This is a genomic window from Vibrio celticus (genome assembly GCF_024347335.1).
Classification (GTDB): Bacteria; Pseudomonadota; Gammaproteobacteria; order Enterobacterales; family Vibrionaceae; genus Vibrio; species Vibrio celticus.
This window is the reverse complement of the sequence record NZ_AP025463.1, coordinates 2,126,700-2,150,711: the sequence shown is the minus strand read 5'-3', so window position 1 is coordinate 2,150,711 and position 24,012 is coordinate 2,126,700. Positions and strand designations below refer to the sequence as shown.

The 24,012-nt window shown below is 43.5% G+C and carries 18 protein-coding genes and 4 pseudogenes; 4 read left to right on the top strand and 18 right to left on the bottom strand.

Features of this window, described 5'->3' with window-relative positions:
* Positions 1-65 precede the first annotated feature (65 nt).
* The 3 genes from cydC to trxB form a co-directional block, all read right to left on the bottom strand.
* The gene (gene cydC, locus OCV19_RS09690) at positions 66-1,787 is read right to left on the bottom strand and encodes a heme ABC transporter ATP-binding protein/permease CydC (RefSeq protein WP_065677679.1); all 1,722 of its coding nucleotides are present in this window, start codon (positions 1,785-1,787) and stop codon (positions 66-68) included.
* A complete protein-coding gene (gene cydD, locus OCV19_RS09685) occupies positions 1,780-3,564 on the bottom strand; it encodes a heme ABC transporter permease/ATP-binding protein CydD (protein ID WP_065677678.1) in 1,785 nt (594 codons plus the stop codon). Before cydD ends, cydC begins: the two co-directional genes overlap by 8 nt.
* Positions 3,565-3,725: 161 nt before the next feature.
* Entirely contained in the window at positions 3,726-4,685 is a 960-nt protein-coding gene (gene trxB / locus OCV19_RS09680) for a thioredoxin-disulfide reductase (RefSeq protein WP_004733400.1), read from the bottom strand.
* 313 nt (positions 4,686-4,998) lie between these two features.
* Between trxB and OCV19_RS09675 the strand changes: the two genes are divergently transcribed.
* Positions 4,999-5,385 (top strand): DUF6575 domain-containing protein, encoded by a 387-nt coding sequence (locus tag OCV19_RS09675; RefSeq protein ID WP_065677677.1) that lies wholly within the window; start codon positions 4,999-5,001, stop codon positions 5,383-5,385.
* 104 nt (positions 5,386-5,489) lie between these two features.
* On the opposite strand, the gene OCV19_RS09670 is transcribed toward OCV19_RS09675, so the two are convergent.
* From OCV19_RS09670 to OCV19_RS09660, 3 genes are all read right to left on the bottom strand, one after another.
* Positions 5,490-6,251 carry an IS5 family transposase gene (locus OCV19_RS09670; protein ID WP_086738309.1) on the bottom strand — a complete coding sequence of 254 codons (762 nt, stop codon included), beginning with the start codon at positions 6,249-6,251 and terminating at the stop codon, positions 5,490-5,492.
* A 213-nt stretch (positions 6,252-6,464) separates the two neighbouring features.
* Entirely contained in the window at positions 6,465-6,932 is a 468-nt protein-coding gene (locus OCV19_RS09665) for a hypothetical protein (RefSeq protein ID WP_065677687.1), read from the bottom strand.
* Positions 6,919-7,134, bottom strand: coding sequence for a hypothetical protein (locus OCV19_RS09660; RefSeq protein WP_065677688.1), 216 nt, complete (start codon positions 7,132-7,134; stop codon positions 6,919-6,921). The genes OCV19_RS09665 and OCV19_RS09660 overlap by 14 nt, the downstream gene beginning before the upstream one ends.
* 122 nt (positions 7,135-7,256) lie before the next feature.
* On the opposite strand from OCV19_RS09660, the pseudogene OCV19_RS09655 reads away from it, so the two are divergent.
* Positions 7,257-8,410, top strand: a pseudogene (locus OCV19_RS09655) (IS110-like element ISVisp2 family transposase).
* 709 nt (positions 8,411-9,119) lie between these two features.
* On the opposite strand, the gene OCV19_RS09650 reads toward OCV19_RS09655, so the two are convergent.
* The 5 genes from OCV19_RS09650 to OCV19_RS09630 form a co-directional block, all read right to left on the bottom strand.
* On the bottom strand, positions 9,120-9,515 hold the full coding sequence (locus OCV19_RS09650) for a hypothetical protein (protein ID WP_065677689.1): 396 nt from the start codon (positions 9,513-9,515) through the stop codon (positions 9,120-9,122).
* Between the two features lie 26 nt (positions 9,516-9,541).
* Positions 9,542-10,783: a hypothetical protein gene (locus tag OCV19_RS09645; RefSeq protein ID WP_065677690.1), complete on the bottom strand. Its 1,242-nt coding sequence runs from the start codon at positions 10,781-10,783 to the stop codon at positions 9,542-9,544.
* 1,010 nt (positions 10,784-11,793) lie between these two features.
* Entirely contained in the window at positions 11,794-11,988 is a 195-nt protein-coding gene (locus OCV19_RS09640; RefSeq protein ID WP_240508219.1) for a hypothetical protein, read from the bottom strand.
* A gap of 104 nt (positions 11,989-12,092) precedes the next feature.
* Positions 12,093-13,472 (bottom strand): DEAD/DEAH box helicase, encoded by a 1,380-nt coding sequence (locus OCV19_RS09635; RefSeq protein WP_065677692.1) that lies wholly within the window; start codon positions 13,470-13,472, stop codon positions 12,093-12,095.
* Entirely contained in the window at positions 13,466-13,996 is a 531-nt protein-coding gene (locus OCV19_RS09630; protein WP_061026026.1) for a hypothetical protein, read from the bottom strand. The genes OCV19_RS09635 and OCV19_RS09630 overlap by 7 nt, the downstream gene beginning before the upstream one ends.
* Positions 13,997-14,099: 103 nt before the next feature.
* Between OCV19_RS09630 and OCV19_RS09625 the strand changes: the two genes are divergently transcribed.
* Positions 14,100-14,414 carry a helix-turn-helix domain-containing protein gene (locus OCV19_RS09625; protein WP_061026023.1) on the top strand — a complete coding sequence of 105 codons (315 nt, stop codon included), beginning with the start codon at positions 14,100-14,102 and terminating at the stop codon, positions 14,412-14,414.
* A 123-nt stretch (positions 14,415-14,537) separates the two neighbouring features.
* Here the strand turns inward: OCV19_RS09625 and OCV19_RS09620 are convergent.
* The 6 genes and pseudogenes from OCV19_RS09620 to OCV19_RS09595 all read right to left on the bottom strand — a co-directional run bounded on the left by OCV19_RS09620 (position 14,538) and on the right by OCV19_RS09595 (position 21,133).
* Positions 14,538-15,636, bottom strand: a pseudogene (locus OCV19_RS09620) (ISAs1 family transposase).
* A gap of 387 nt (positions 15,637-16,023) precedes the next feature.
* Positions 16,024-17,133, bottom strand: a complete 1,110-nt coding sequence (locus OCV19_RS09615; RefSeq protein WP_065677725.1) for a PIN domain-containing protein — start codon at positions 17,131-17,133, stop codon at positions 16,024-16,026.
* 35 nt (positions 17,134-17,168) lie between these two features.
* Positions 17,169-17,570, bottom strand: a complete 402-nt coding sequence (locus OCV19_RS09610; RefSeq protein WP_065677724.1) for a hypothetical protein — start codon at positions 17,568-17,570, stop codon at positions 17,169-17,171.
* Positions 17,571-17,601: 31 nt separating this feature from the next.
* Positions 17,602-18,342, bottom strand: coding sequence for an IS21-like element ISVch3 family helper ATPase IstB (gene istB, locus OCV19_RS09605; protein WP_065677598.1), 741 nt, complete (start codon positions 18,340-18,342; stop codon positions 17,602-17,604).
* Between the two features lie 10 nt (positions 18,343-18,352).
* A pseudogene (istA, locus tag OCV19_RS09600) lies at positions 18,353-19,884 on the bottom strand (IS21 family transposase).
* Between the two features lie 109 nt (positions 19,885-19,993).
* A complete protein-coding gene (locus OCV19_RS09595) occupies positions 19,994-21,133 on the bottom strand; it encodes a hypothetical protein (protein WP_209441417.1) in 1,140 nt (379 codons plus the stop codon).
* A gap of 305 nt (positions 21,134-21,438) precedes the next feature.
* On the opposite strand from OCV19_RS09595, the pseudogene OCV19_RS09590 reads away from it, so the two are divergent.
* A pseudogene (locus OCV19_RS09590) lies at positions 21,439-22,469 on the top strand (IS110 family RNA-guided transposase).
* Positions 22,470-22,850: 381 nt separating this feature from the next.
* Here the strand turns inward: OCV19_RS09590 and OCV19_RS09585 are convergent.
* Positions 22,851-23,942: a methyl-accepting chemotaxis protein gene (locus OCV19_RS09585; RefSeq protein ID WP_065677646.1), complete on the bottom strand. Its 1,092-nt coding sequence runs from the start codon at positions 23,940-23,942 to the stop codon at positions 22,851-22,853.
* Between the last annotated feature and the right edge of the window lie 70 nt (positions 23,943-24,012).

Sequence of the window (24,012 nt, the reverse complement as noted above, 5' to 3'; positions counted from 1 at the left end):
AGACAACAAAAAGCCCGAGCATGAGCTCGGGCTTTGAATGGTTTTCTTTATAGCTTAAGGAGAAGCTAGATTGCCTGACGAAGTTGGAAATAACGACCTTCTTCGTTTAACAGCTTCTCATGAGAGCCGTTTTCAACAATCTCGCCTTGTTCAATCAGAACGATAGAATCCATAGATTCCAGACCAATCAAGCGGTGCGTAATGAAGATAACCGTCTTGCCTTCGAAGTGCTTCTCGAACAGTGCCATGATGCTCTGTTCAGTTTGCTTATCTAAGCCTTCTGTAGGCTCATCAAGAAGCAGGATAGGGGCATCATGAAGGATTGCACGTGCAATACCAATACGGCGCTTCTCACCACCAGACAGTTGACGACCACCGTCACCTAACCAGCTATCAAGTGCGTTATTCTCAAGCAACTTTTCTAGACCAACGTCTTTAAGGATGTTCGCTAAGTGATCATCGGTCGCTTCTGGTTTTGCAATCAACAAGTTGTCACGCAAAGTACCATTTAGAATGTCGACACGTTGGCTTACTACACTGATTGATTCACGAAGCTGTGATTCATTCCACTGCGTCAGTTCAATGCCCGCGATTGAGATGTAGCCCTTTTTAGGATCCCAGTAGCGAGTCAGAAGCTGAATCAGAGTCGATTTACCAGAACCCGTTTGACCCACAATCGCAACCTTGTGCGTGGCAGGAATCGTTAGGTCAACAGCGTTCAGAACATTGCGCTCAGAGTCAGGGTAGTTGAACGTCACGTTTGAGAACGTAATATCAAGCGGCTTGTTGATGTCGAGTTTCTCTTCAGCAAACTGAACTTCAGGTTCCGACAGAATCACTTCGTTCAAGCGACGAGCAGAAGACAGGGTTTGACCTAAATGCTGGAACGCGCCTGCGATAGGCATCAGCAGTTCAAAACTTGCCATGGTTGCGAATGCCATTAGCGCGATGAACGGGTCTGGTGCATTACCACCCACACCGTCAGCCGCAAGCCAAAGCATAAGAACAAGCGTCAAACCGTTGAACAGCATCAGTGCTGCTGACGCCATACCGGTTAGGTTGGCATTCACAAACTGATTCGCCATCAGCTTGCGTTGCGTTTCTAGAATTGCATTACGGTAACGCTCTTCTGCACCGAATAGAGTCAGTTCGCTGTAGCCTTCAATCCAATCTAGCGTAGTCACACGAAGATCAGCTTTGTTCTGTGTCAGTTCGCCGCCGTTACGCTTACCCAGCTTGTAGAACAAGACAGGCCAAACTAGCAGCATGATCAGAAGGATAGAACCCAAGATCAAACCAAGCGAACTATCGAACCACATCAAGAATAGAGTCAGGAAGAAAATCCCAAACACACCAACTGTTACAGGGCTTACTAAGCGCAAGTACACGTGATCCATGGCATCAACATCAGCAACCAAACGGTTGAGAAGGTCAGCATCACGAAGGTTCGAAATACGACCTGGGATCAGCGGAGCCAGTTTCTTGAAGAAGAAGATACGTAGATCAGTTAATAGCTTGAATGTTGCATTGTGGCTGACAACACGTTCCCCCCAACGACCCGCAGTACGGCTCATCGCCAAACCACGTACGCCGCCACCCGGTAGCATGTAGTTGAAGGTTTCACGTGCAATCGTAAGGCCTGCAACCGCAGAAGCTGAAATGAACCAGCCTGATAGCGTTAACAAGCCGATAGAGGCCGACAGAGTAGCAAAAGCCAATAGCATGCCTAGCGATAGGCCAAACCAATGCTTTTTATAGAGTTTCAGGTAAGGCAGTAAATCACGCATCTAAATTACCCTTATTGTCTTGTTGAGCTAAGTTCGCGTTCAGCATCTCTTCAAACAAACCACCCGCAGTCGAAAGCTGAGAGTAATGACCTTGTTCAACCAGACCACCATCGCGCATCACCAGAATATTATCGACTGATTTAAGAGGAGCGAGTTGGTGCGTCACAAGTAGGGCAGTGCGGCTTTCAATGTTGCTATTGATGCCTTTCATCACTAACTGTTCACTACGAGTATCTAGGCTGGCTGTTGGTTCATCTAGCAACCAGAATTGGCCGTCTTGGAGCATTGCGCGAGCTAGTGCCAAACGCTGAGATTGACCAACAGACAGGCCGCCAGAGCGATCAGAAATCATGTAATCCAAGCCGTGCTCGTTAACGAACTCGCTAGCAAATGATTGCTCAAGTGCATTTTCGACAACTTGGTCAGCAATATCATGCTTACCTAGAGTGACGTTGTCACGAATACTGCCGTGCAACAACAATGGGTTTTGACCAACCCAGCTAATGGTTTTACGCCAAGAGGCTAAGTCTAAGTCACGCAGTTCAACGCCATTGATTTTCAAGCTTCCTTCATAAGGCATGAAACCAAGAATAGCGTTGATCAAACTTGTTTTACCCGCACCACTTGGGCCAACTAACGCAGTCGATTGACGAGTGTTAAGCGCAAACGAGATAGGGCCAACCAATTGAACACCTTCAGGGCTCAACACTTTTAGATCTTGAGCTTCAATATTGATGCCTTGAGCCGGATCGAGCTGAGTGTCGCCTGATTTAACCTTAGTGATGTCTGTTTCTAGGAACTCGACAATACTTTCGGCTGCGCCAACCGCTTGTTGTTTCGCATGGTAGAAAGTACCTAAGTCACGCAGAGGTTGGTAAAACTCTGGCGCCAAGATAAGGATAAACAAACCTGCGAATAGCGTAATGCCTGCGCCGTAGTGACCGAAGTTAAGCTCACCGATGTAGGTGAAACCAAAGTAAACCGCTGTCATTGCGATAGAGATCGACGTGAAGAACTCAAGCACAGCAGAAGACAAGAAAGCGATCTTCAATACATCCATAGTACGCGTTCTGAACACTTCAGATGCACCTTTCAATACTTCTGTTTCAGCGTTGGTACGATCAAATAGACGGATGGTTGTCATTGACTGCAAACGGTCGTAAAAGTGACCTGAAAGACGCTGAAGCGCTTTGAAGTTTTTACGGTTTGCATCGGCTGCTTTCATACCAACCAATGCCATGAACATCGGCACCAGTGGCGCAGTCAGCAAGAAGATCAGACCTGCTGCCCAGTTAACAGGGAACACCACAACCAAAATAATGAATGGAATCATTACCGACAGAGACATCTGAGGTAAGTAACGAGAGAAGAAGTCTTGCATGTCTTCTACTTGTTCTAGCAACAGGGTTGCCCACGTACCGGCAGGTTTGCCTTTAATGTAAGCTGGGCCTAGCTCACGTAACTTATCAAGGATGAGTTGCCTTATATAGACACGGATCTGTTCACCACAGCGATAACCTGCGATTTCACGTCCCCATGTACAGCCAGCACGGCCAACGACCGATAATGCCAAGCCTGCGAAATGACCAACCAGTTCAGATTTATCGACGTTCTCGATGATCAGCTGGTGAAGAATAGAGGCGAGAAGAGCTGCTTGAGCAATTAAGAACACGCTTGAAAGTACGCCAAGGCTAATCGCAATCATAAGCCAGCGTTTCGCTAACTTACTCTGTTGCTTAAGCCACTTGTTCAAGCTGCGTTGTTTTTTCTTATCCATTATGAAGGCTTAATGATAATTATTATTTGTTGAGGGCGGCTAGTATACAAAAGAAAGCCCAGTGGATATACCACTGGGCTCTAGGGATTTACAACAAAATGTGATGACGCCCTGCATCTACTGAGGCGAGAGCACCGATAATCAAATCTGCAATCTCAGATTTACTTATCGTTAAGGCCATCTAGGAAGCGTTCAGCATCCAGTGCAGCCATACAACCTGTACCAGCAGAAGTGATTGCTTGGCGGTAGTTGTGGTCCATTACATCACCTGCAGCGAACACGCCTGGGATGCTGGTTTGCGTTGCGTTACCTTCAAGACCAGACTGAACGATGATGTAGTCATCTTTCATGTCCACTTGGCCTTTGAAGATTTCAGTGTTTGGTTGGTGACCGATAGCAATGAATGCGCCCATTACTTCGATATCTTCCGTTTTGTCAGACTGAGTATCTTTAATGCGAACGCCCGTTACGCCCATATCGTCGCCTAGAACTTCGTCTAGTGTGCGATCAGTGTGAAGAACAATGTTGCCGTTCTCTACTTTGTCCATCAAACGTTTCACTAGGATCTTTTCAGCGCGGAACGTGTCACGGCGGTGAACTAGGTGAACTTCAGACGCGATGTTAGATAGGTAAAGTGCTTCTTCAACAGCGGTGTTACCACCACCCACAACTGCAACTTTCTGGTTGCGGTAGAAGAAACCGTCACACGTTGCACAAGCAGAAACGCCGCGGCCTTTGAATGCTTCTTCAGAATCTAAACCTAGGTACTTAGCTGATGCACCTGTTGAGATGATCAATGCATCACACGTGTACTCGCCAGAATCGCCTTTAAGACGGAAAGGGCGGTTTGAAAGGTCTACTTCGTTAATGTGGTCGAACAGGATCTCTGTTTCAAAGCGCTCTGCGTGTTCTTTCATGCGATCCATTAGAGCTGGACCCGTTAAACCTTCAGCATCACCCGGCCAGTTTTCCACCTCGGTTGTGGTTGTAAGCTGACCACCTTGCTGCATACCAGTAACCAGAACTGGGTTTAGGTTTGCACGAGCAGCGTAAACTGCAGCTGTATAGCCAGCAGGGCCAGAACCAAGAATCAATAAATTACAGTGCTTTACGTCGCTCATGAGGACTCCGAAATTGAAATTGTTTTTATTTATAATCGCTTAGGATTGTATGGAAAATATGGAGGCAATAAAAGGTTAAACAAGGGCTGAAGTGTAATTAATCGTTATACGTTAGAACTTAATGAAGACAAACGTTTTCGTGGCTTAAAGATCGGCGAAACCACCGTCTTCCTCATGGATTGTTGCTGCCGCCTTTTCGATTTCGAACCGGCATATCAAAATACGCCTAAATAACTGTATATAAAAACAGTATATAACTATGGGATTATAGGCAAGGTTTGATAGGCAACGTTAAAAAGATGAGGAACGAGCAATGAACTTACTCCCAACAGGCACACAGCTAGGTAAATTGGAACTACTGGAAGTGTATCAAGACGTCTTAGGGCCGAAGTGCTTCACGGTTAAGAATGAAAATACCCAAAGGTTTATGGTGTATTGGAGTGGGGATTACGACAACGGCCAGTGCATTAAGTGGGCTTATATTCCGGTAACCAAACCATTGCTAGCCAGCTTGCTAAACAAAGAAATGAGCTTTCACGATGCGTTCCACCATTCAGACAAGCTGTACTTAGCGACTATCTACACAAACGAAGTAGGGAAGCCCGCGAAAGTCGAACTGCTAAACGCAGCGAACAAGCACTTAGTAAACCTACCGCCCGTTGATTTTGAACTCGACCTTGAAGATGCTTGTATGTTTTAGTTTGCACAAGGGGACTTACGGGCTCTGAAACTCACAATTGGACATTTCTGTGTCAGTGGTCTTGCTAAATTAGGGCGTGTTGATCTTTGCTGTACATTTCGCGTTCAACAATACATCGGTAGCCACATTAACATGAATGCCAGCGATAACATGCTGGCATAATTCCTTTCTAGCTTGTCATATCTACTTGAAATAGCTCGATAATGCTTAATTCTCCCAAAGGCATTTTCGACCAAGTGACGATACTTGTATAAACACCAATCCATACTGTCTTTGTCTATATCTTGTCCGTAATTGCGTTTAGCAATTACCGTTTCTCCGCCACGTTCCTTAACAAAAATACGGAAAGGTTCGCTGTCATATCCTTTATCACAAACGATGGTATTAACTTCATCGAGTTGCTCAACTAAGCTTTCGGCATGCACTATATCGTGGCGTTGTCCCTCTGATAAATCAAAGCAAATCGGCAGGCCACCACTATCTACGGCTAAGTGAATTTTGGTTGAGTTGCCCCCGCGACTTTTTCCTATTTGCTCTGAACTTTCAGTAGCTGCACCTGTACTATGCTGATGTGCTCTAACTATAGAGCCATCAAGAAATACCCATTCAAAATCAGCCATGTTAGATAAGCTTTTGAAAAGATTATCTAAAATCCCTTTCTTTGACCAAAGATTAAATCGTCTGTAAACGGTACTCCACTCTCCGAACTCAGAGGGTAGATCTCGCCAAGGAATACCTGTTCTCATTCGATAAAGTATTCCTTCAAATGTCATTCGATGTTCAGTTTTATCGTAAATACGACCTGTACTTTTCATAACTTGGAGTAGCAGTTCCCAGCGAATATCAGTTAGCATTGTTCTTGGCATGGTATTGGTTATGGTTTTACTTTTGGCGAAGCAAATTATAACTCTTTACCATGCTGTTCAAAAAACACTCACGAAAGATCAACACGCCCTAGCAATTCATGAATAATTACAGGTATGGAAAGTCATTAACTTGGTGTCCTGCGTGAATGGAACAGATCACATTTAACGCCGCAAGAAGAGGCGCGCTTTAGCGCGTCCTTCTTGCTTGCCTTGTTATGCCTGACGCCTAAACGCAATGGACATTTTTTGATGTACTACATTGATCATTTCTTCAGTCACTTCAAAATCTTCTGGGTAGAAAAGTCGTGGTTCTCGACCAGACCGTTTACCTATGATTTTGTGACTCAATTTCCAATACAGCGTGTCATTGTCATCTTCGATTATTTGGATGCTCAGTTGATATTGGATGCGCCACTTTTCTCCATTTGCTCTCCAGCGTTGGGTCCCCAGCTTCTTTGGTAAGGTAGTCGCCGTAAAAAAAACCTCACTTGGAGTTACAGAGTATCCGGAATCTTCTAATGTGCGCATGGCTTTAGATAAATATTCACTTTTGCTGCCACCAGCACTTGCTATCGGCTCAAATTGAAGCTCAAAAGGGTCTGAATTTTTTACAGCCAGACCTGCACAGCCAGATAAGTAAGCAACCAGCAATAGCAACAATATTGAATCAAAGATTTTCATTGTTACTCTCCCCGTTCTTGAAGTAGTAGCCCATAACGAAACCAACCGGGCCAAGCAGGAAGTTCGCTTTGTTCAAATTTTCAAAGAAAGCGGAAATATCACCATCAGTATGAAAAAGAGACCAGAACAACATAACTAGGACTACAGTTGCATACAGGCCAACAATGGATAGAGCAATCGTTGTTCTTGCTTTTTCTTCCACTATAATTCTCCTATGGCATAGACATAATGACCCCCACGAAAGGTGCTAGCCTCCAATATCGTGGGTTAGCTTAAAGCCAGAGCCATAATTAGTGCGTCAAACAACTAAATTTGGAGGCTAGCATGAATAAAGATAGCATAATTTTTATTGGCTTAGATACGCATAAGTCATTTATTCAAGTCACTGTATTACAAGAACATCGTGGGGCAAATCCACTACACCTTGGCCGTATTAAATCGAATAAGTCCGCGTTGATTAAATTGGCCAAACAGCTGCAATCTAAGTATCCCAAAGCCACTCTGCACTTTGTTTATGAAGCAGGACCATGTGGTTACTGGACTTATCGCTTGATGACGAGCCTTGGACACTGCTGCTATGTCGTCGCTCCATCACTTATACCTAAAAACCAGGCGATAGAGTTAAAACCGACAAACGAGACGCTGCAAAGCTCGCCAAGCTGTTAAAAGCCGAAGAGCTCACACCCATCTATGTACCGGAAGCAGAAGATGAAGCCATTCGAGACCTCTCGCGTGCCAGAGAAACCGCAATGAAAGATCTCAAAGACGCAAAATTCCAACTCAAAGGCTTTCTTCTTCGCAATAATATCCAAGCGACGGTGAATGATAACTGGTCTAAAAAGCATCTACGGTGGCTAACCGACCTCATTCTTCCTCATCATAGTCAGCAAATCGTTTTACAAGAGATGATCATTACCATCAATGAGCGAATGCAACGGCTTCAACGACTCGATAATGAACTACTCCATCAGGTCAAAAACTGGCGATACTATCCTGTGGTGAAAGCCATTCAAGCTATGCGTGGCGTCAGGTTACTCGTAGCACTCGGCACAATAGCCGAACTGGGTGACTTACGACGATTTGATCATCCAAGAAAGCTTATGGCTTACCTCGGACTCGTTCCAACTGAAAACTCTAGTGGAGGTAAAACTCGTCGTGGCAGCTTAACAAAGTGTGGCAACAGTCGGGCCAGACGGTTGCTGGTCGAAGGCGCACATACCTATAAGCACAAAGCGAACATCTCTGTAGAGCTCCAACTAAGGCAAGAAGGACTGCCTAAAGAGATCGTCGATATCGCTTGGCAGGCCCAGCAAAGGCTATGTCGTCGTTACCAACGACTGCTACAAAAAGGTAAACACCGAAATGTCGTTGTGGTCGCCATCGCTAGAGAGATGATCGCTTACATCTGGGCGATTGCTCGTGAAGTTGTCGTCAGCGATGTGGATCCTAAAACTCGAATCGCTCGATTACCGGCATGAAGAAAGAATTAGTGTTATCGCATTGGATAAAGCATCGGGAGTGGCACAAACACCGACGGCGTTAGGACGGCAATATAGCTTCGGCTATTTTGAACCACGAGCATAGACTGAAGACAGGTGCCACGACGGAACAAGTAAGGTAGGCTCTACTCATCAAACGATGAGCAATCCACGTATATCAGCATGAGAACCGACGACATTACTTGCTTCATCTATGCGGTAACACTATCCCCTAAGCAACAAGAAAAGCTCTGATAATACAGGAGAGAAACTTCTACGTTTTTAATTGACAGTGGGGGTCATATCAACGCCTCATTAAGTGGAAATTAATGGTTGCCGTATAATAGCGAATCGACGGCCAACTGTTAACTTTCCATTAAAATGACTTGTCATATTTTGTCTTCGACAATAAGGGATTCACTTTTCGCAGTAGAGTTTTGGTATCGGCCAAGCATCAGGACTGGATCCGTGAAGATTACCTGTTAAGCGATTTCAGCAATGGGTCCAAAATCACCAAATGCATGGCCAAAGCTGACGGATCAGCCTAAAATATTGTGATACCAAGTACATGCGGATGGCTGTTGGGATCATTAAAAATGCCACCCTTAATGCTGCGCTCAACTGTCTCCATTCTTGCGGAGTATTGATATAGCAAATAATAGTCCTTTTCTAACGTCATTGACGGCTATCTTACTTTGTGCTGTCACACCTAAACGATTTTAGCGATTAGACTAACAAGGTCATCGACCACACCCAACACGCCAATAACGTTGTCTGCAACTTGATTGCGCTGCTCAATATTCTTCTCGATCTGATTGAGTTTGGACGTGGAAGTCTTGATACCCGCCGTAATCGTTTTAGCATCTAGCAACCAATCACGCATGGTACTTGCAATCAATTCATCAATCGCGCTACCTAGTTCGGTGCGCTTACCCTTCACTGTAATGAGGTCTTGCTTCGCTTGAGCCATCTTTTTGGCCTTGTCTGCATCCTGCTCTTTTTTTGCATCCTCTAAAACCGTGTACAGATCGACCACGATGTAATTTAATTTGGAGTAAGCATCATTCATGTCGCTAATCAGCTGCTTTTTCTTTACTAGATCCATAGTGCGCTTTCCTTAATATACAGGTATCAGTTCAAAGTGGCCGCTGAAGCGGTTATAAGCGCATCGACTGCTTCGCGCATCTTTTGTGCTGCCGTTGCTTTCTGTTCGGCAACGACCTTCAAATCTAGTGCTTTCTTCTCTAGCTCCCCAGCGACTTTGGTCTTCTCAACATCGCTAGGATTAGAATCAGCGGCTATTCGTGCAGCGACTGCTTGTACCTGCACCTTGGCATACTCATGATTTGCCGCGATTGACTCTGCGTTCAAAACGTCCACCTGTGCCTGTGCAGGCTCCAAGTTGCGCTCGAGTAATAGCTGTTCATTGGTTTTTTTCGCGTCATCCGCGATCGTCTTCAATTGCTTACCGTAGTTCATCATCGTTAGTACAGCAGTCATGGGTTCGCCCGGTGATTTTACTGCTGTTACCAATTGAGAATGAGCTTTGGGGAACGATTCTGCGGAGTGACGAAGCGCCTTGAGACTGTTAAGTTGGGCATAATATGTACGGTTGAGCGCCATGTACTGTTTCGTCGCAGCGCTCCGACTTTCAACAAATAGATCTGAAAAAGTGCCGACACGTTGATTGTATTCATTCTCCAGGCTAACTTCTATCACCCCAATAGCACTGATGAAACTACCTGAAAACAACTCTATCTGGCTCTGGTTCTCTTCCAACGCAGCAATCAATTCTGAGTCCTTCTTGCCTTCGAGATAGATATCGAACGCTAGAACCGCAGCAGTCGAAAATATGCCGCTGTTCTCTGCCGCTTGTGAATGAGCATTTTCATCTTTGGGTTCACCCTTAAGTGCAAGATAAGCAGCAAAGCCATTCGCATTGAGTTCATTGACCTTTTTAGTAAACTCATCCTCACTCATGGCATCCTTACCTGACAATGTAAGCAACACATTAGCATAGCCAACCATCGTGTTGTTCATTTCATATAGACCGAGCTTGAAGCGTTCTTGTTCAAGATAGAGAGGCGCCTTTTCAATTACATCAGTTCCCTTAGTCTTATCCACTATAATTTCATGAGCGTCCATAAACTGAGCCATTGTTGAGCTTTTGTCAGCTTCAAAACGCGCTGCGGTCATTGGGATCAATAAATCTATCGCCGCATCTGAACCATCTCTAAGGGATTCGGCTGAGTTCTGAAAGGCCAAGAAAGGTTTAGTGTTTGTAGTCGATGAGCACCCGATAAGGGTCATAAAGCCGAAAAGAATAATGATGTTAAAGGCGAGCAGTCTCGCAAAACTTCCGTGTCGTTGCATGGGATAGATTCCTAACAAAGGGTTTATTATCCAATACGACACAATTTGGCTCCTCTACCAAAGTAGTCGCCAAGATCCAAAGTTGTCCAGTTGTAGTCTCAAATTTATTGTGTTTTTTTGAGGTCCCCCCTTTCCCTAACAAATGTCCCAAAACGAACTTAATCGTTCTATGACATTAATATAGATTCAATTTGCAACGCTTCAGTAAGTGGAGGCTCACTTTGGGGCAGAAGCAAGCTTGCCACATACAGTTCTTAGCTTTAAACTAACGTTGAGAGCCTCGGGTATCCCTGCTTTTTCTTGGATGTACTATTTACTGTCTGGCCAGAAGTAATTGTATCGAATTGAACTTGGCTTAATTGCAAAGCAGACCACCGAGGACATATGATAAGTCTAGGTGCTTTCCCTTCCATATACTTTGGTGATAAAACACCCGACGCTGCACACAGAATGTGCTCCCTCTTCGTTTTGAATGACAAACATTCTGTAGCTGTTTACAAAGCCATAGGCATTGCCTGTGGCTTTGTCGTATCTGGGACTAAAAAAACTGGTGCAACAGGCTTACACACAAATTAATCTATTGATAGTTTCTTATGCTCTAAACGTTTAGGGGCAAAAGTGTGTCGCTTCGCGCAGTCAACACAATAGTCTGCCCCTATAGTGTGTTAATCAGAAGCACGTATGCCCCTTCTTACAGAAAGCAATATTTCAGGTGGTTTTAACTTCACATCGCAACCTGCGCATCGCAACTTGCGATGTGGGTAATCACTTAAGAAGCACCCGCGTAAACTACAAAGGATTAGTAATTAAAGTCAATAACTTAAACCTAATAACACTATGGTATTACTAATAATTAGGCTTCGAGTTGAGAGAGCACATCGCATAAAAAAGCTCTCCAGAATTGAGAGCTTTGATGGGTTATCGGTAGTATTGGTTTTGGCGCTTCGAGTTATACTTCCAACTTTTTGCTAGGCCATACACATAAGACGGGTAGTCGTCCCATGGGTTAGCTAATGCTCTTCCTCGCGTGCGCGCAGCTTAACTGGGTACTCTCTGCACTCAATCTTATGAAGAAAGTAATAGCTCTTTTCCTGCTTGGTAGAAAAGTGCTTGTGGGTTCCACTACGAACGCTCGGATAAAGATCCAAAAGGTGTTGGCGCTGGTATTTAATGCGCTCTCGGTACTGCTGTTTTAGCTGTTTCATTTGCCCTCCAGGTTTACATTACCTAGAAGGGGTCCTCTGCAAAGTAATTCATTCTGGCCTCCCCAATGTGCCTTTAGTGAAAATGTAGCCTATGGTTTCTTCAATTACATGGAAGAGAAAGCCGAGATCACTCTCTGCTTAAATGCCCCAAGTCGAAGCTCATCAAACATTCCTAATGCTCCATAGAGACTATTTGAACTTTCTGTACTGCTTTCCCAAGATACTGTTGTTCTCGCGCTGTTTTGGGGCTCAAGCGGAGGCGCGACACTTAAGCTATTTCGTCGACCAGAGAACTCTGTTTCGATAGGTTTCCCCATACTTACATAGAGACGAGACTCAGGAATATCCTGTTCAATCCTTTCAGAAAACTCAATCAGGCTTTGCTCTGCAAAAGTGAATAACCACGCTTGTTGGTTTATTGTATTATTCACACGAAGTATTCGTCCGAGCACCTGCCTGAAATACAATTCAGTTTTGACTGAACTCATATGGCAACATACTTGAAGGCGCGGAATATCAGTACCCTCACTGATCATACCTACACTAACAATCCATTGTGCGTCGCTTTGTCGATAACGCTCTATTTCTGCTAGCGGCTCTTCATGTCGATAAGTGACGATAGCAACGGTTTGCCCAAACTTTTGAGATAGTATCTCTTTGATTGTTTGCGCATGTTGAACCGAAGCTGCAACAATCAGCCCACCGGCATTGGGTGATCTGAGACGTACTTTTTCTAGCTGCTCACATCCTAAACCGAGTAGATATTCCATCGCCTCTTGGTTGTGAATAACACTCTGGTAGGATGCTTTTGTCTGTTTAAGCATCTCTAATATTGATGAAAAGGATTCGACTTTTTCTCTACTACTAACAGACAAGTGTTCATTATCAACCAAGACGATTTTGGGCGTTCTACAAACACCATCAGCTATAGCTTGTTTAAGAGTGTATTGGTAATCGACAAGAAGCTGTCCGTCTGGGTCGCTGTACTCACCCATCACAATGGGTAAAGAGTCTGAACGCCACGGTGTACCTGAAAGTGCGAGGGTAAAAGTAGCAAGCCCTTGAATCTTAGTGAGAACTTGCTGCCCCCAAATGTTCGCATTTTCAACCTCAGAGCCAGAGCAATGGTGTATTTCATCAAAGACAACAAAGACCCTGTGATTTCGCAATGTTTGCCAAAATTCGTCATTGAGGAATTGGATAGATTGGTATGTTAAAGATTGCCCGACAGATCCCATGCCACCATTAAACGTACACTTAAGTCTCGACGAAAAGGTTCTTTTTATACCATCAGAAACCGTCAACGATGGTGAGAAGCACAATACAAGGTCTACCATGTCACTTTGTAACAACCTTGACGCAATATTAGCGGCAAGCACTGTCTTACCTGCTCCAGGTGTAGCTTGGCAAAAGAAATGGGAGCAGTTGGATTGATATTTTTTCAACGCTCTGTCAGAGCATTCACTTTGCCACTTCCTTAACACTGTTCATTTCCTTCATAGAGAGTATTAAGAACCTTTGTTAAAACGTTCACTTTTCCGAGCAATAAAGCGGCGCGCTCTTTAGCCTCTTGATGCAAAGGGGCCAGTTTATTCTCTAGCTCAGGAAATCGAGATACGATCGACTGATACTCGTCAATCTCCCCAAGTATTATTTCCAATTCGCCCTTATATTCGTTACGTTCATTGCTTAAAATGGAATAGTTTTGAATGGGTACTTTAGGCTTCATATCCGCTTGGTTATTCGTTGTTACATTGTTATGTAACTCTTTAAATTGTTGCGTTTGAAAGTAGCGTTTTTTCCGGCCTGAGCCCTCACTTCGCAACCAACTTTTCTTTTCAAAGTGAAAAATTGCTCGGTACACCTTTTTGTGAGCTTCGGCAGAATTGGAGTCCACATTATCAAGGGATAGCCACAAATCTCTCGCTTCTAGCACGGTGAATCCATCTAACCCATTTTCTATCAATAACTTGTGCATGACAGCACTAATTCTTCGAGCCCGTTTCATTTCCAAAATTACACCAACCAAAAACTAAGGATTGCTTAGTATACAGAAATCCATAAAACTAAGAAAATCTTAGTTAACTTGAGATCAGAGAAATGAAATCTAAGTGTCATTTAAAAACCCAATCCCAGAGCGACTCAAACAAGCTCGAAAAAAAGCAAAGCTCTCTCAAAAATCCCTGGGAGAAAGCATAGGTATGGATGCAAGTTCAGCAAGCCCTCGAATGAATCAATACGAGAAAGGCAAGCACGCCCCAGATGTTCAAACCTTAAAGCTAATCGCCGATGAGCTTGGTGTGCCGCTCAATTATTTCTTCTGTGAAGATGAAAGCTCTGCTGAACTGGCGTGCATGATCTATGAAATGACAGAGAGCGAAAGAAAGAAACTTATTGCAGCACTGAGCCAGAAGAAAGACTTATAATAAGAGAGTTTACTTTAAGTAATACTGATGTTGCTTATGGCGGGAGAGTGAAGTAACGGCAAATTCAAAAGTTATGAACAAAGCTCTGGGTTTAGGTCAGGGCGGGAGCATACTTTGATGGATTTATAACCCAAAGAATACTCTAGCCCGATAATCGTCGTTCCATGCCGCTTTTTTCAATTTCACTTTTTGGCTTGGCGCACCACAGTCACATTGCTTGAGCATATTCATCACAAAGCGCCTGAACAACGCTATGTTTTCCACTGCACCATCTAAAGTGATGCGTGAACTATCCTCTTTAAAAACAACATCTAACACGTAATGCTGACTGTTCTCGATCCGCCAATGCTGGCGAATATAATGACCCAGGAGTTTGTTGTTCGGCGACAAAGAACTAATGTAGTAGGACGTATCTACAGTGCCTTTACCGTTGATCACTCGATGGCGCTCCACTGCTATGATGCTTCTTACCGTTGGCCACTTCTTAGCTAAGTCATCGGGCAATTTAGCCTTGAGCTGAAACACGTATCGCTCTTCACTGCGACCATGTTTTTTCTCTTTGATTTCGGTGACTATTTTCTCTTTGCCAGCATCAAAACTGTTTGAACTGCTCCACAACAGCCGCTCGAAGCTTGGGCTGATTATTCTTAACCTGGACGACGACATGTGCCTGTTTGTCTTTGATTTTCTCTAGTGTTTCACGCTGGCAATGTAAGGCGTCAACCGTGACAACGCTACCCTTTACATTAATAACATCAAGCATTTGGCGTACAATGTTTATCTCACCATTCTTGTTCTCAGTCGGCTTCTGGCTCAGAACTAGACCACGCTCGGTATCGTAAGCGGTGACCAACTGCAACGCAGTTTTTCTGTCGTTACGATAGGAGCCCCGCAACACCTTACCGTCAAATGCGATAATGGGCTTGTTATGGCTAGTTCGCTGCTCGTTTATCCAAAGGGCTAAAGCTTCGAGCAGTGACTCAGCAACAACGGAACGCAAGATGCGAGCTATTGTGTGTCTACGAGGGATACCATGTTCGAAAGGTCTATATTTCCTTAACCAATCGAGCTTTTCTTCTCCATAAAATTCAATGTCTTGCCAACCTTCACATCCCGATGCGATAGCGCTAATCACTAGAAACATGACATCGATGAGGTTGTGTTTCTGATTGATGTCCGAGCGAGTGTCTTCGACGACAGATAAGTATTCAATAAGGTTCAAAATTGCTGTGTATCTGAGGATTTGCCACTATTAGATCACATTAGTTAACAAAGTGCGATCCCGCCCTGGGGTTTAGGTATGCTTATTAAGAACTTAACAGGTAGGTTATGTGAGGTAAGTGATTCCAGCCTGATTTTAAGTAATAACGTAGTGATAGCGTCTTATGCTATCCAAATTGTCTATGAGGTTCGTATCTATGCAGTTTCTGGACAAAAGCGTTTCATTCAATTATCTAAATTAGCTATAAATGAATTAATCCAAGTATGGCAAACACACATAGTTGGCGCTAACGAGCACCAACACAATGCATAGCCGCGACAACCACTGAACCCAAGCAAAACGAATTTGCGGAGTATTGGGAATCACTCTTAAATGCTTTCTACCTGTCTACAAGTTGAAATACTCGACGCTTAATTCCCTAGGAGCCTCATCCTTAATGTCATAAATAAAGCTTGCATTGATATTAATACGGAACCCAAATAGTAATTTTGCGATACCATTAATTTTATCTATCTCAACCTCGATAAACTCATGTAGAGACTCAATTTCTTCCATGTGTTGATTGTACTCAACTTCATCAATCGATATTGTCATATTGATACCACGCATCTCGTAGTAGCAACTAATGTAAACATCATCACCTGATAGTTTGCTAACTGAATGAATTTCAGGATCTTCGACACCATCCCAGTTGACAACATCTATGTCTAGAACATCGGTTAATCGATCAGAAAATAAGTTTGTTGAAAACAGTTCTGAAAGCTGCGAGTTTTTCATACCTTCAAGGTAATCATCCGTTTCATCGATAAAAAAGTCATCAAGTTCATTGATTAGTGCGAGTTTGTCGATCGCGTGATCATCTTTATCAATTTTATCAATTTTATCAATTTTATCATTAACAAAATCATATAGATTAAGGTATGGGGTAATTTTTGCTTTTATTTCATATTCATCTATATCTTTTTGAAGGTCTGGGTGAAATCTTATTTTCTTTTTTTTAACTTCAAAAAAGTCAGATTTATTATTTGTAATAAAAATTATTTCACCATTTATATCCTTTTCTTTCAAGTATTCTAGGAAAGAAAGCCATATCAACGTATCTCGATACCCCTTCTCCTGACCAGTAAAGGGCTTCGTAGCTTTCAGCGCCCTATTAACAACTAAAGATTGTGAGATACTTTCATAATTTATGGAGTCAATCCAGTCTACTTTATTAGACAATATTTCATTTAAATCATATATATCAACACCCAAGTCATCTGGGGAGAATTTAATTTTTTTGGAGTTAAGTTTCTCCATTTTCTTTACTAATCGTTCAATTTCTAGTACTGATTCTTCGAGTTCTCGATTCCTAATATTTTCAACTTCTTTAACAACTAGCTCTGAAAGTAATAAATCTTCGTTTTCATTATTTAAATAGTGAAACATAAGTTTAAAGTTTGGGTTATTAGCAAACCAGTTGTTATAAAAAACATTCGTATCCAAGAAAATCTTCACTTACTACTCCAAATTTTAAACCTGATAATTAATAGCTAACACCGCACTCTTGGGCAAGCTTGTTTAATAGCAGCGGCTGGTTGGGTAATGGATATTATAAAATTAATATCATATCCATTAAACGTATGGTTTGGCCACTTTTCTACAACCAGTGAAAATTTCTTATCCAAAAGTATTTCAGAATATGGCTCACATTGTGAAATAGCCATTTTCATTTTCTTAGACAATGGCTTATTCAAGCTAGAGATGCTCAAAGCTTGCGCGATTTCCTCTAGCTTTTCTCGCGCCTGTCGAGATCTAGCATCATCATTCACGTTAACTTTGAGCTTAAGTATATTTGCAACTTCTTCAGAGCCTTCAACGTAGTAAGAAATATTATTCTGAATAACTGCGTATTTCGGTGATTGCGATCGCTCGTTTCGGTTTATTCCGATCACCTGATCCTACCGTTTTTCCCTCTTCTTATTTTTACTCTAAGTGATCGGATTGCGCCAGTTTTCTCATTGACTCACCTCCCAGTTCTATTCTATGACTATTGTGTACTAGCCGATCCATTAGCGCGTCCGCGACGGTGGCGTTGCCGATCATGTTGTACCACTCCCTTACAGGTAACTGGCTGATGACGATTGTGCTGCTGTTTTGATAACGCTCTTCCAGCACTTCTAATAAGTGACCCGCATGCTCTTGAGTGAGTTTTTCCATCCCCCAGTCGTCGAGGATCAGTAAGGCTTTCTTAGCCAGCGATTGGAGTTGCTTTTGATAGCTACCATCCAGACGACCAGCGGTCAGGTCGTCAAGCAAGCGAGTTAATCGGTAGTACTTAACCGTTTGTTGTTGGTCACAGGCGCTGGTTGCCAGTGCGCAGGCAAGATACGTTTTGCCTGCGCCTGTTGGGCCTGTAACCAAGATGTTCTGGTGTTTGTATAGATAACTGCCCGTCAGAAGTTCGCTCATCTGTTTACGATTGAGGTTTCGTCCCTCCTTATAGATAAGTTGGCTCGGCTGCGCATCTACTCTCAGCTTGGCTTGTCGTTTTAAGCGTTGGATTTTGCTCTGATTGCGATTCAAGATCTCGCTTTCCAGAAGTAGGCTTAGCCTTTCCTCGAAGTCCAGTTCTGCGTAGGTGGTCAGTTGCTCTTGCTGCTGCTCTAATGCTTTCGCTGCATGGCTCAAGCGTAGGGTTTTGAGTTGGTCGTTCAGTGCATTCATATCCTTTCTCCTAGTGATAACTGTTCGGGCCACGAACATTGCTATGAACAAGATTTGGCGTACTCGTGTTGTCTTTACTCAGTTGTCCTTCACGATTGTTTTTCAACAAATTGCTGATGAAGGTGTAATTGGATTTTGTCAGCATCAGCGCATCTTTACAGGCTTGCTCTAGGCGCGATTCGCCATAGGTTTTACTGAGGCTGAGCAAGCCAAGGCAGGAACGATAAGACTGCTCTGGATGAGGCTTGGAGTTCAGCATCTTATTGACGACTTCTCGTGTGGCTGGGCCGATATTGGCTCCCCAGCTAAGCAAGCGCCCTGGCGACCACTTCTGATGTTGATGGTTGCTTGGCATGTGCTCTGGTTGGGTGCTGTTTCCTCGCTCTCTTTGGCTACGTGGATGCTGGGCCACCAAGTTACCTTGATGGTAGATCTGCACCAGGCGATTAGAGGCTTCCAACTCGACATGGTGACCAACAAGTTGATGGGGAACCGAGTAGTAATGACGGCGATATTCGATGTGATAGTCAGGGCCAACTTTGGCTCGTTTAGTTTCGGTATACAGGTAACGCTGCCTAGGCAGTGGCTTTAATGCAGGTTTGTCGAGTTTATCGAACAGCGCTTGGCGGCTGGCGCCATACTGTTTCATCTCACGCTGATTTAACTCATTCATGAGTTCACGGATGGCGAGATTCAACTCTTTAAAAGTGTGGAAGGCTTGGTGTCGCAACCGCATCATGATCCAGCGTTCTACTAGGAGCACGGCATTCTCTGCCTTGGCTTTGTCTTTCGGTTTGTAGGGGCGAGCAGGCATCACGGCTGTTTGATAGTGATTAGCCAGCTTTTGATAGCTGTCGTTCAGTCTCGGCTCATAACGATTGGCTTTGGTGACTGCGCTGCGTAGGTTATCGGGAACTAAGAGTTGTGGTACGCCACCGAAGTGTTCGAACGCATTCGCATGCGCCTCTAACCAGTAGGGCTTCCCTTGGCTGGGAAGGCTTCAACATAAGTGTAATTGGACGCGCCTAAAGTCGCGACGAACACCTCCGCTTCGCGCACTTCGCCTGTGTCAGGGTTGACCACCTGAAGCCGAGGCCCACAGTAATCGATAAACAGTTTATCACCTGCAACATGAAGCTGGCGCATGCTGCGTTTTTGGGTTTTGAACCAACGAGTGAAGTGCTCGCAGAACTGAGTGTAAGCGTAAGCTTGCTCTTGATATTGCTCATGATACTCCTGCCAGAGCAGCATCTTTGTCATACCTTTACGCCTGAGTTCGACTGCGTATTGAGTGAAGTCTGGCATAACTTTATCTCGACTGACTTTCTTGCCGTGATACAGCGCCTGTGTGAGATCTGCATCGCTGCAACTGTCGGGTAGAGGCCAACCAAGTTGGCTTTGTTTAAAGCGAGTAAGGAGTTCTGATACGGTGGACGGGCCGAGTTTAAGGCAAGAAGCGATACCACGATTTGAGAGACCGCAGTCGTATTTAAGGCGTAATACCTCTTTGATTTTGTTCATTGGAGTTCTCTTTTTGGCCATTGTCGCTTCCTTTCCTTCTTGTTTAAGAAGTAAAGAATAGCGAGCTATTGATTTAAAAGAGAAAAAGGAAGGATTTCGGCCATTACGATCGCGGTTTTCGCTATTCCGATCACCGATTTCGGAGTTTGACTAAAAGTGATCGGATAATCGCGGAATCAGTGATCGGTTTAAACCGAAATGGGTGATCGGATAATCCCGAAATGACTGATCGGAATGCTCCGAAATATGCAATAACTCCACCACCAAATTCTTCCATTGGTGATGATGCTGACCACTCCTGCTCAAAGACCCTATTGTAAAAGCCAGTATTAAGTCCTTCTTTAAAGAGAAAGTCTTTAGCTTCGTAAGGACTCCAGCCTTGTTCTTTTGGCACTTCCTTTGGTTTTTTCTCAGCAGACCTAACTTTAAATATGTATTTGAAGGTCTCCAATAGTTCAGAGTGTGATTCTATATTTACTCTGCCAACTTGATTTGACCATCGTTCCAGCGAGCTAAGTTGAACATTAAACAATATTAAAGCGTAGAGTTTAGCAATCCACCTATGAAATCCACTTTTTATTTTTGAATTAAGGCTAATGAAAACTTTCTCGTATGTCGTATAAACAAGGATGACGTAAATAAATGGCAAATAACAAAGAGTCAACAAGGGGGGAACGAAGAAATCATACGCAGTTTTCTCTTTGCTAAACTCACCAAAGTTGGTCGTCAACATGTACAAAGTGTAAATGATTAAAACGACTCCAAATAAAGATAGGCAACGTTCAAGCAGAACCTTTACTTGATGATGCTTTTTATCGGTTTCAGCAATAGCTAACATGGCTACAATTAATGCTAAAACTGGAGCTAACAGAACCTCAACCCAGAGAGAGAAAGTATATACACCAACGATAAATTGAAGAATCGCTAGTAGTTTTAAGTTGTCTATGACTGACTGTTTTAAGAAACTTTTATCCTTTTTGAGCTGTTCAAGTTTAAACAACGACATGAACCCTACGGAAGCGCACCAAAAAACGGTGTTTTTGAGCTGTTCTGCATTCCATAGACCTAAATCGGAAAGCCAAGAAATGACAATCGCCATATAAGCGATCATTAAACAAAGGACAGTAATTATTTGTTTTACAAATAAAGCTGACAGCACCTCTTTAAAGCAGCTCCTGACCTCTGCCATTCTAGAAGATGACGATATGTAAATCGTAATTGCCAACAGCCACAACGAAATTGCAATTTCTCGATTGTTAAGTATATCCACGAGCTTCCTTTTGAATTTGACGCTTTCTAGGGGGCATTTCTCTACATGTGCCTTTGTTCTATCTTCCTCGCCATAGGCAAGCAACTCAAGGATTATTAGCAAGTTATGTGAGTATTGTAAGGGTGTAAGAGGTAGATTGCAGAAAGGTTCCGTATAATCCTCTTCCGCCATGCCATTACTTCTAGTAAGACAAAGAGTAATGAACAACATGTAAATGAGCTTTTACTCTAAACTGATGTATGGAATCCACTCCCTCCTCTGCCAATCTAGACTTAGGAGAGTGAGACAAATCTGAGGGTTCCAATATGTTGACTAAAAATGTTATCGCCATCGACTTAGCAAAAAATGTTCTCCAAGCCTGTCATATCAGCATTCATGGTGAGCTATTGTCCAATAGACCTCTGAGTCGCCAGAAAATGAAAGAGTTTCTGGTAAAGGCTAAGCCTTCGATTGTCGCTATGGAAGGCTGTTGCGGTTGCCACTACTGGGGACAATTAGCAGAAAAATTTGGCCATGAAGTCCGAATTATTAACCCTAAGAAGGTGAAAGGATATCTAGAAGGTCATAAAACGGATCATAATGATGCTCTCGCCATCGCTAATGCCGCAATGCAAATTGGTATCAAGTTCAGCCGTCCAAAGTCATTAGAACAACAGTCTATGCATTCTTTAGAAACCAGTCGTAGATTCTTATCTCGTAGTGTGGTTTCCTAGCGCTTCACATTCGAGGAACGATTTTGGGCTACGGCATAGCAAACCCTAGAGGTGAAAAAGGTTTAAAGGCGTCGGTTCAAACAGTGCTTGATGGTGATACTTCAATACCCGCTAATGTTGTGTCCGTTCTGTCTATGCTATGGGAGCAATATAAAGAAATGAAAGCAAAACTCATTGCATTCGAGAAAGAGAAAAATGCTTTAACGCGTCAGATAGAACCATGCCAACGATTGTTGGAAATTGAAGGTGTTGGTGAAACAACGGCCGCGATGCTCTATACAACTCTTGGTGATGGAAAGCAGTTCAAGAATGGAAGGCAAGCTTCCGCGTTTGTTGGCCTTACGCCCAAACAACACAGTTCAGGTGGTAAGGTATTTATGATTGGGATCGATAAATGCGGTGGTGTGAAGGAGCTACGCTCCCTTCTCTATCTTGGTGCAATGTCTTACGTTGGACGGCTGCCTGAAAAGCCAAGAACTCAGAAAGATGCTTGGTTGAGGAGCATCATTGACCGTATTGGCTTCAAGAAAGCCTGTATTGCATTGGCTAACAAGGTGGTACGAACTGCCTGGGCAATGCTTCGGTATGAAACTGAATACAGACCTGTTTTACTCACCGATTAATTAATAACAAATTCATAAATTTTACAAAATGATGAAGCATAAAAGGTAAGACCAACCTGCTGAAAACCTGACCATTCTGTCATGCTAAGCAAGCTGCTAACACGATAAGGACAGTAGGTGCGCAAAACATCAAAGGCTAGAAGGTAGCTCCTTCAATAAGAAGCCGAATATACGACCGCATCTTAACTTTTATTGCCAAATTACTTTGTAAATACGTGGATTCCATATACGAAATGGGGCAAAACCTTGCCAGTGCCTTTTCTAAATTAGAAAACCATCAATAACTACAGGTATGGCAAATTTACTTGTGAAGTGCTAGTGCGGTGAGTAGCATCGCGCTAGCAAAAGTATTGGGTTAGGTTAGGTGCGCACTAAGTGCCGTTACGTTAAATCACCAATAATCTCATTCATTAAATTGTCAATTTGTTCCACTACTTGTTCGCTGGCGTCTTCCATGGCGTTAATTGCAGTCACCATGCCTGCCATGTTGTCAGATTTGGCTTGACTCATTGCTTCACGTCCACCGTCATGCACGCCTTTGTGTGGTTCTTCAAGCAATGCATAGCTTCTTAAGTGGCTGTAAGCCTTGCCATCGCCGCGGTAGTACCACTGCCCCAAGCGACACTCAGAGTGGCTATTAACGGTTTCACCGAACAAGCCTTTTTGTAGGAGACGATAGATATTGTTCTTCCAAATGGCGTGGTCGAGTTTGACCGTATCCAAGAAAGCGCGTGTGGAAGCAACATGGATTACCTGTTGCATGTGTTCCGATTTCACGACCACTTCGTTGACAATAGAACCAATCTGCGCAGAAGAGGCAGACACTTCCTCAGCACAAGTTTGGTTTTTATCAATCGAGGTTTTAATCGCGTTCACTTGCGTTAGTACTTGGTTTACCAAAGAATCAATCTGCTCACTGGCTTCGCTGGCTTTGCCTGCAAGGTTTCTTACCTCATCTGCCACCACGGCAAATCCGCGGCCTGCTTCACCAGCTCGTGCTGCTTCAATCGCTGCATTTAATGCCAACAAATTCGTTTGATCAGAAATCTCTTGAATAGTCGATACAAGAAGGGAAATAGAAATGGCAGTTTTATCTAATATTTTAACAGATTCAATGCTTTGTGAGGCTTCCGTACTGATCTTCACGGCTCGGTTATCAAGACGAGCAAGAGCTTGATGAGTCTGCTTAAACATTTCATCTAGTTGTTGCAGCTCTTGGTTTTCATGCGCCATAGATTGCGCATTCTCCACCATCTCTGTTCGAATGGTTTGGAGCATATCTCCACCTTTCAAACTGTTCGACATCAACTCATCACTATAGTGGTGTTCCTGTTGAGCGGAGCGAACAAGCTGCTGAACCTCTTGGAGCTGATTTTCCAGAGCGGCAACGTCAGTTTGGTACTTCTGTTTGAGGTCTGCTAATTCTTGCTTTAGCAGCTCATTTTCTGATTTGATTCGTTTTAATCCAAACATTTAATACGACCTCGTTAATTTATGCAGCACTACAGCTTTGTTGTATGAACATATCGATTTCTAATCCGAA

Coding starts and splice junctions, on each gene's coding strand:
- istB (WP_065677598.1), bottom strand. CDS start 18,342: ATGAATGCACTGAACGACCAACTCAAAACCCTACGCTTGAGCCATGCA.
- OCV19_RS09585 (WP_065677646.1), bottom strand. CDS start 23,942: ATGTTTGGATTAAAACGAATCAAATCAGAAAATGAGCTGCTAAAGCAA.
- OCV19_RS09645 (WP_065677690.1), bottom strand. CDS start 10,783: ATGCAACGACACGGAAGTTTTGCGAGACTGCTCGCCTTTAACATCATT.
- trxB (WP_004733400.1), bottom strand. CDS start 4,685: ATGAGCGACGTAAAGCACTGTAATTTATTGATTCTTGGTTCTGGCCCT.
- cydC (WP_065677679.1), bottom strand. CDS start 1,787: ATGCGTGATTTACTGCCTTACCTGAAACTCTATAAAAAGCATTGGTTT.
- OCV19_RS09640 (WP_240508219.1), bottom strand. CDS start 11,988: ATGAAACAGCTAAAACAGCAGTACCGAGAGCGCATTAAATACCAGCGC.
- cydD (WP_065677678.1), bottom strand. CDS start 3,564: ATGGATAAGAAAAAACAACGCAGCTTGAACAAGTGGCTTAAGCAACAG.
- OCV19_RS09675 (WP_065677677.1), top strand. CDS start 4,999: ATGAACTTACTCCCAACAGGCACACAGCTAGGTAAATTGGAACTACTG.
- OCV19_RS09630 (WP_061026026.1), bottom strand. CDS start 13,996: ATGAAACGGGCTCGAAGAATTAGTGCTGTCATGCACAAGTTATTGATA.
- OCV19_RS09665 (WP_065677687.1), bottom strand. CDS start 6,932: ATGAAAATCTTTGATTCAATATTGTTGCTATTGCTGGTTGCTTACTTA.
- OCV19_RS09650 (WP_065677689.1), bottom strand. CDS start 9,515: ATGGATCTAGTAAAGAAAAAGCAGCTGATTAGCGACATGAATGATGCT.
- OCV19_RS09670 (WP_086738309.1), bottom strand. CDS start 6,251: ATGCCAAGAACAATGCTAACTGATATTCGCTGGGAACTGCTACTCCAA.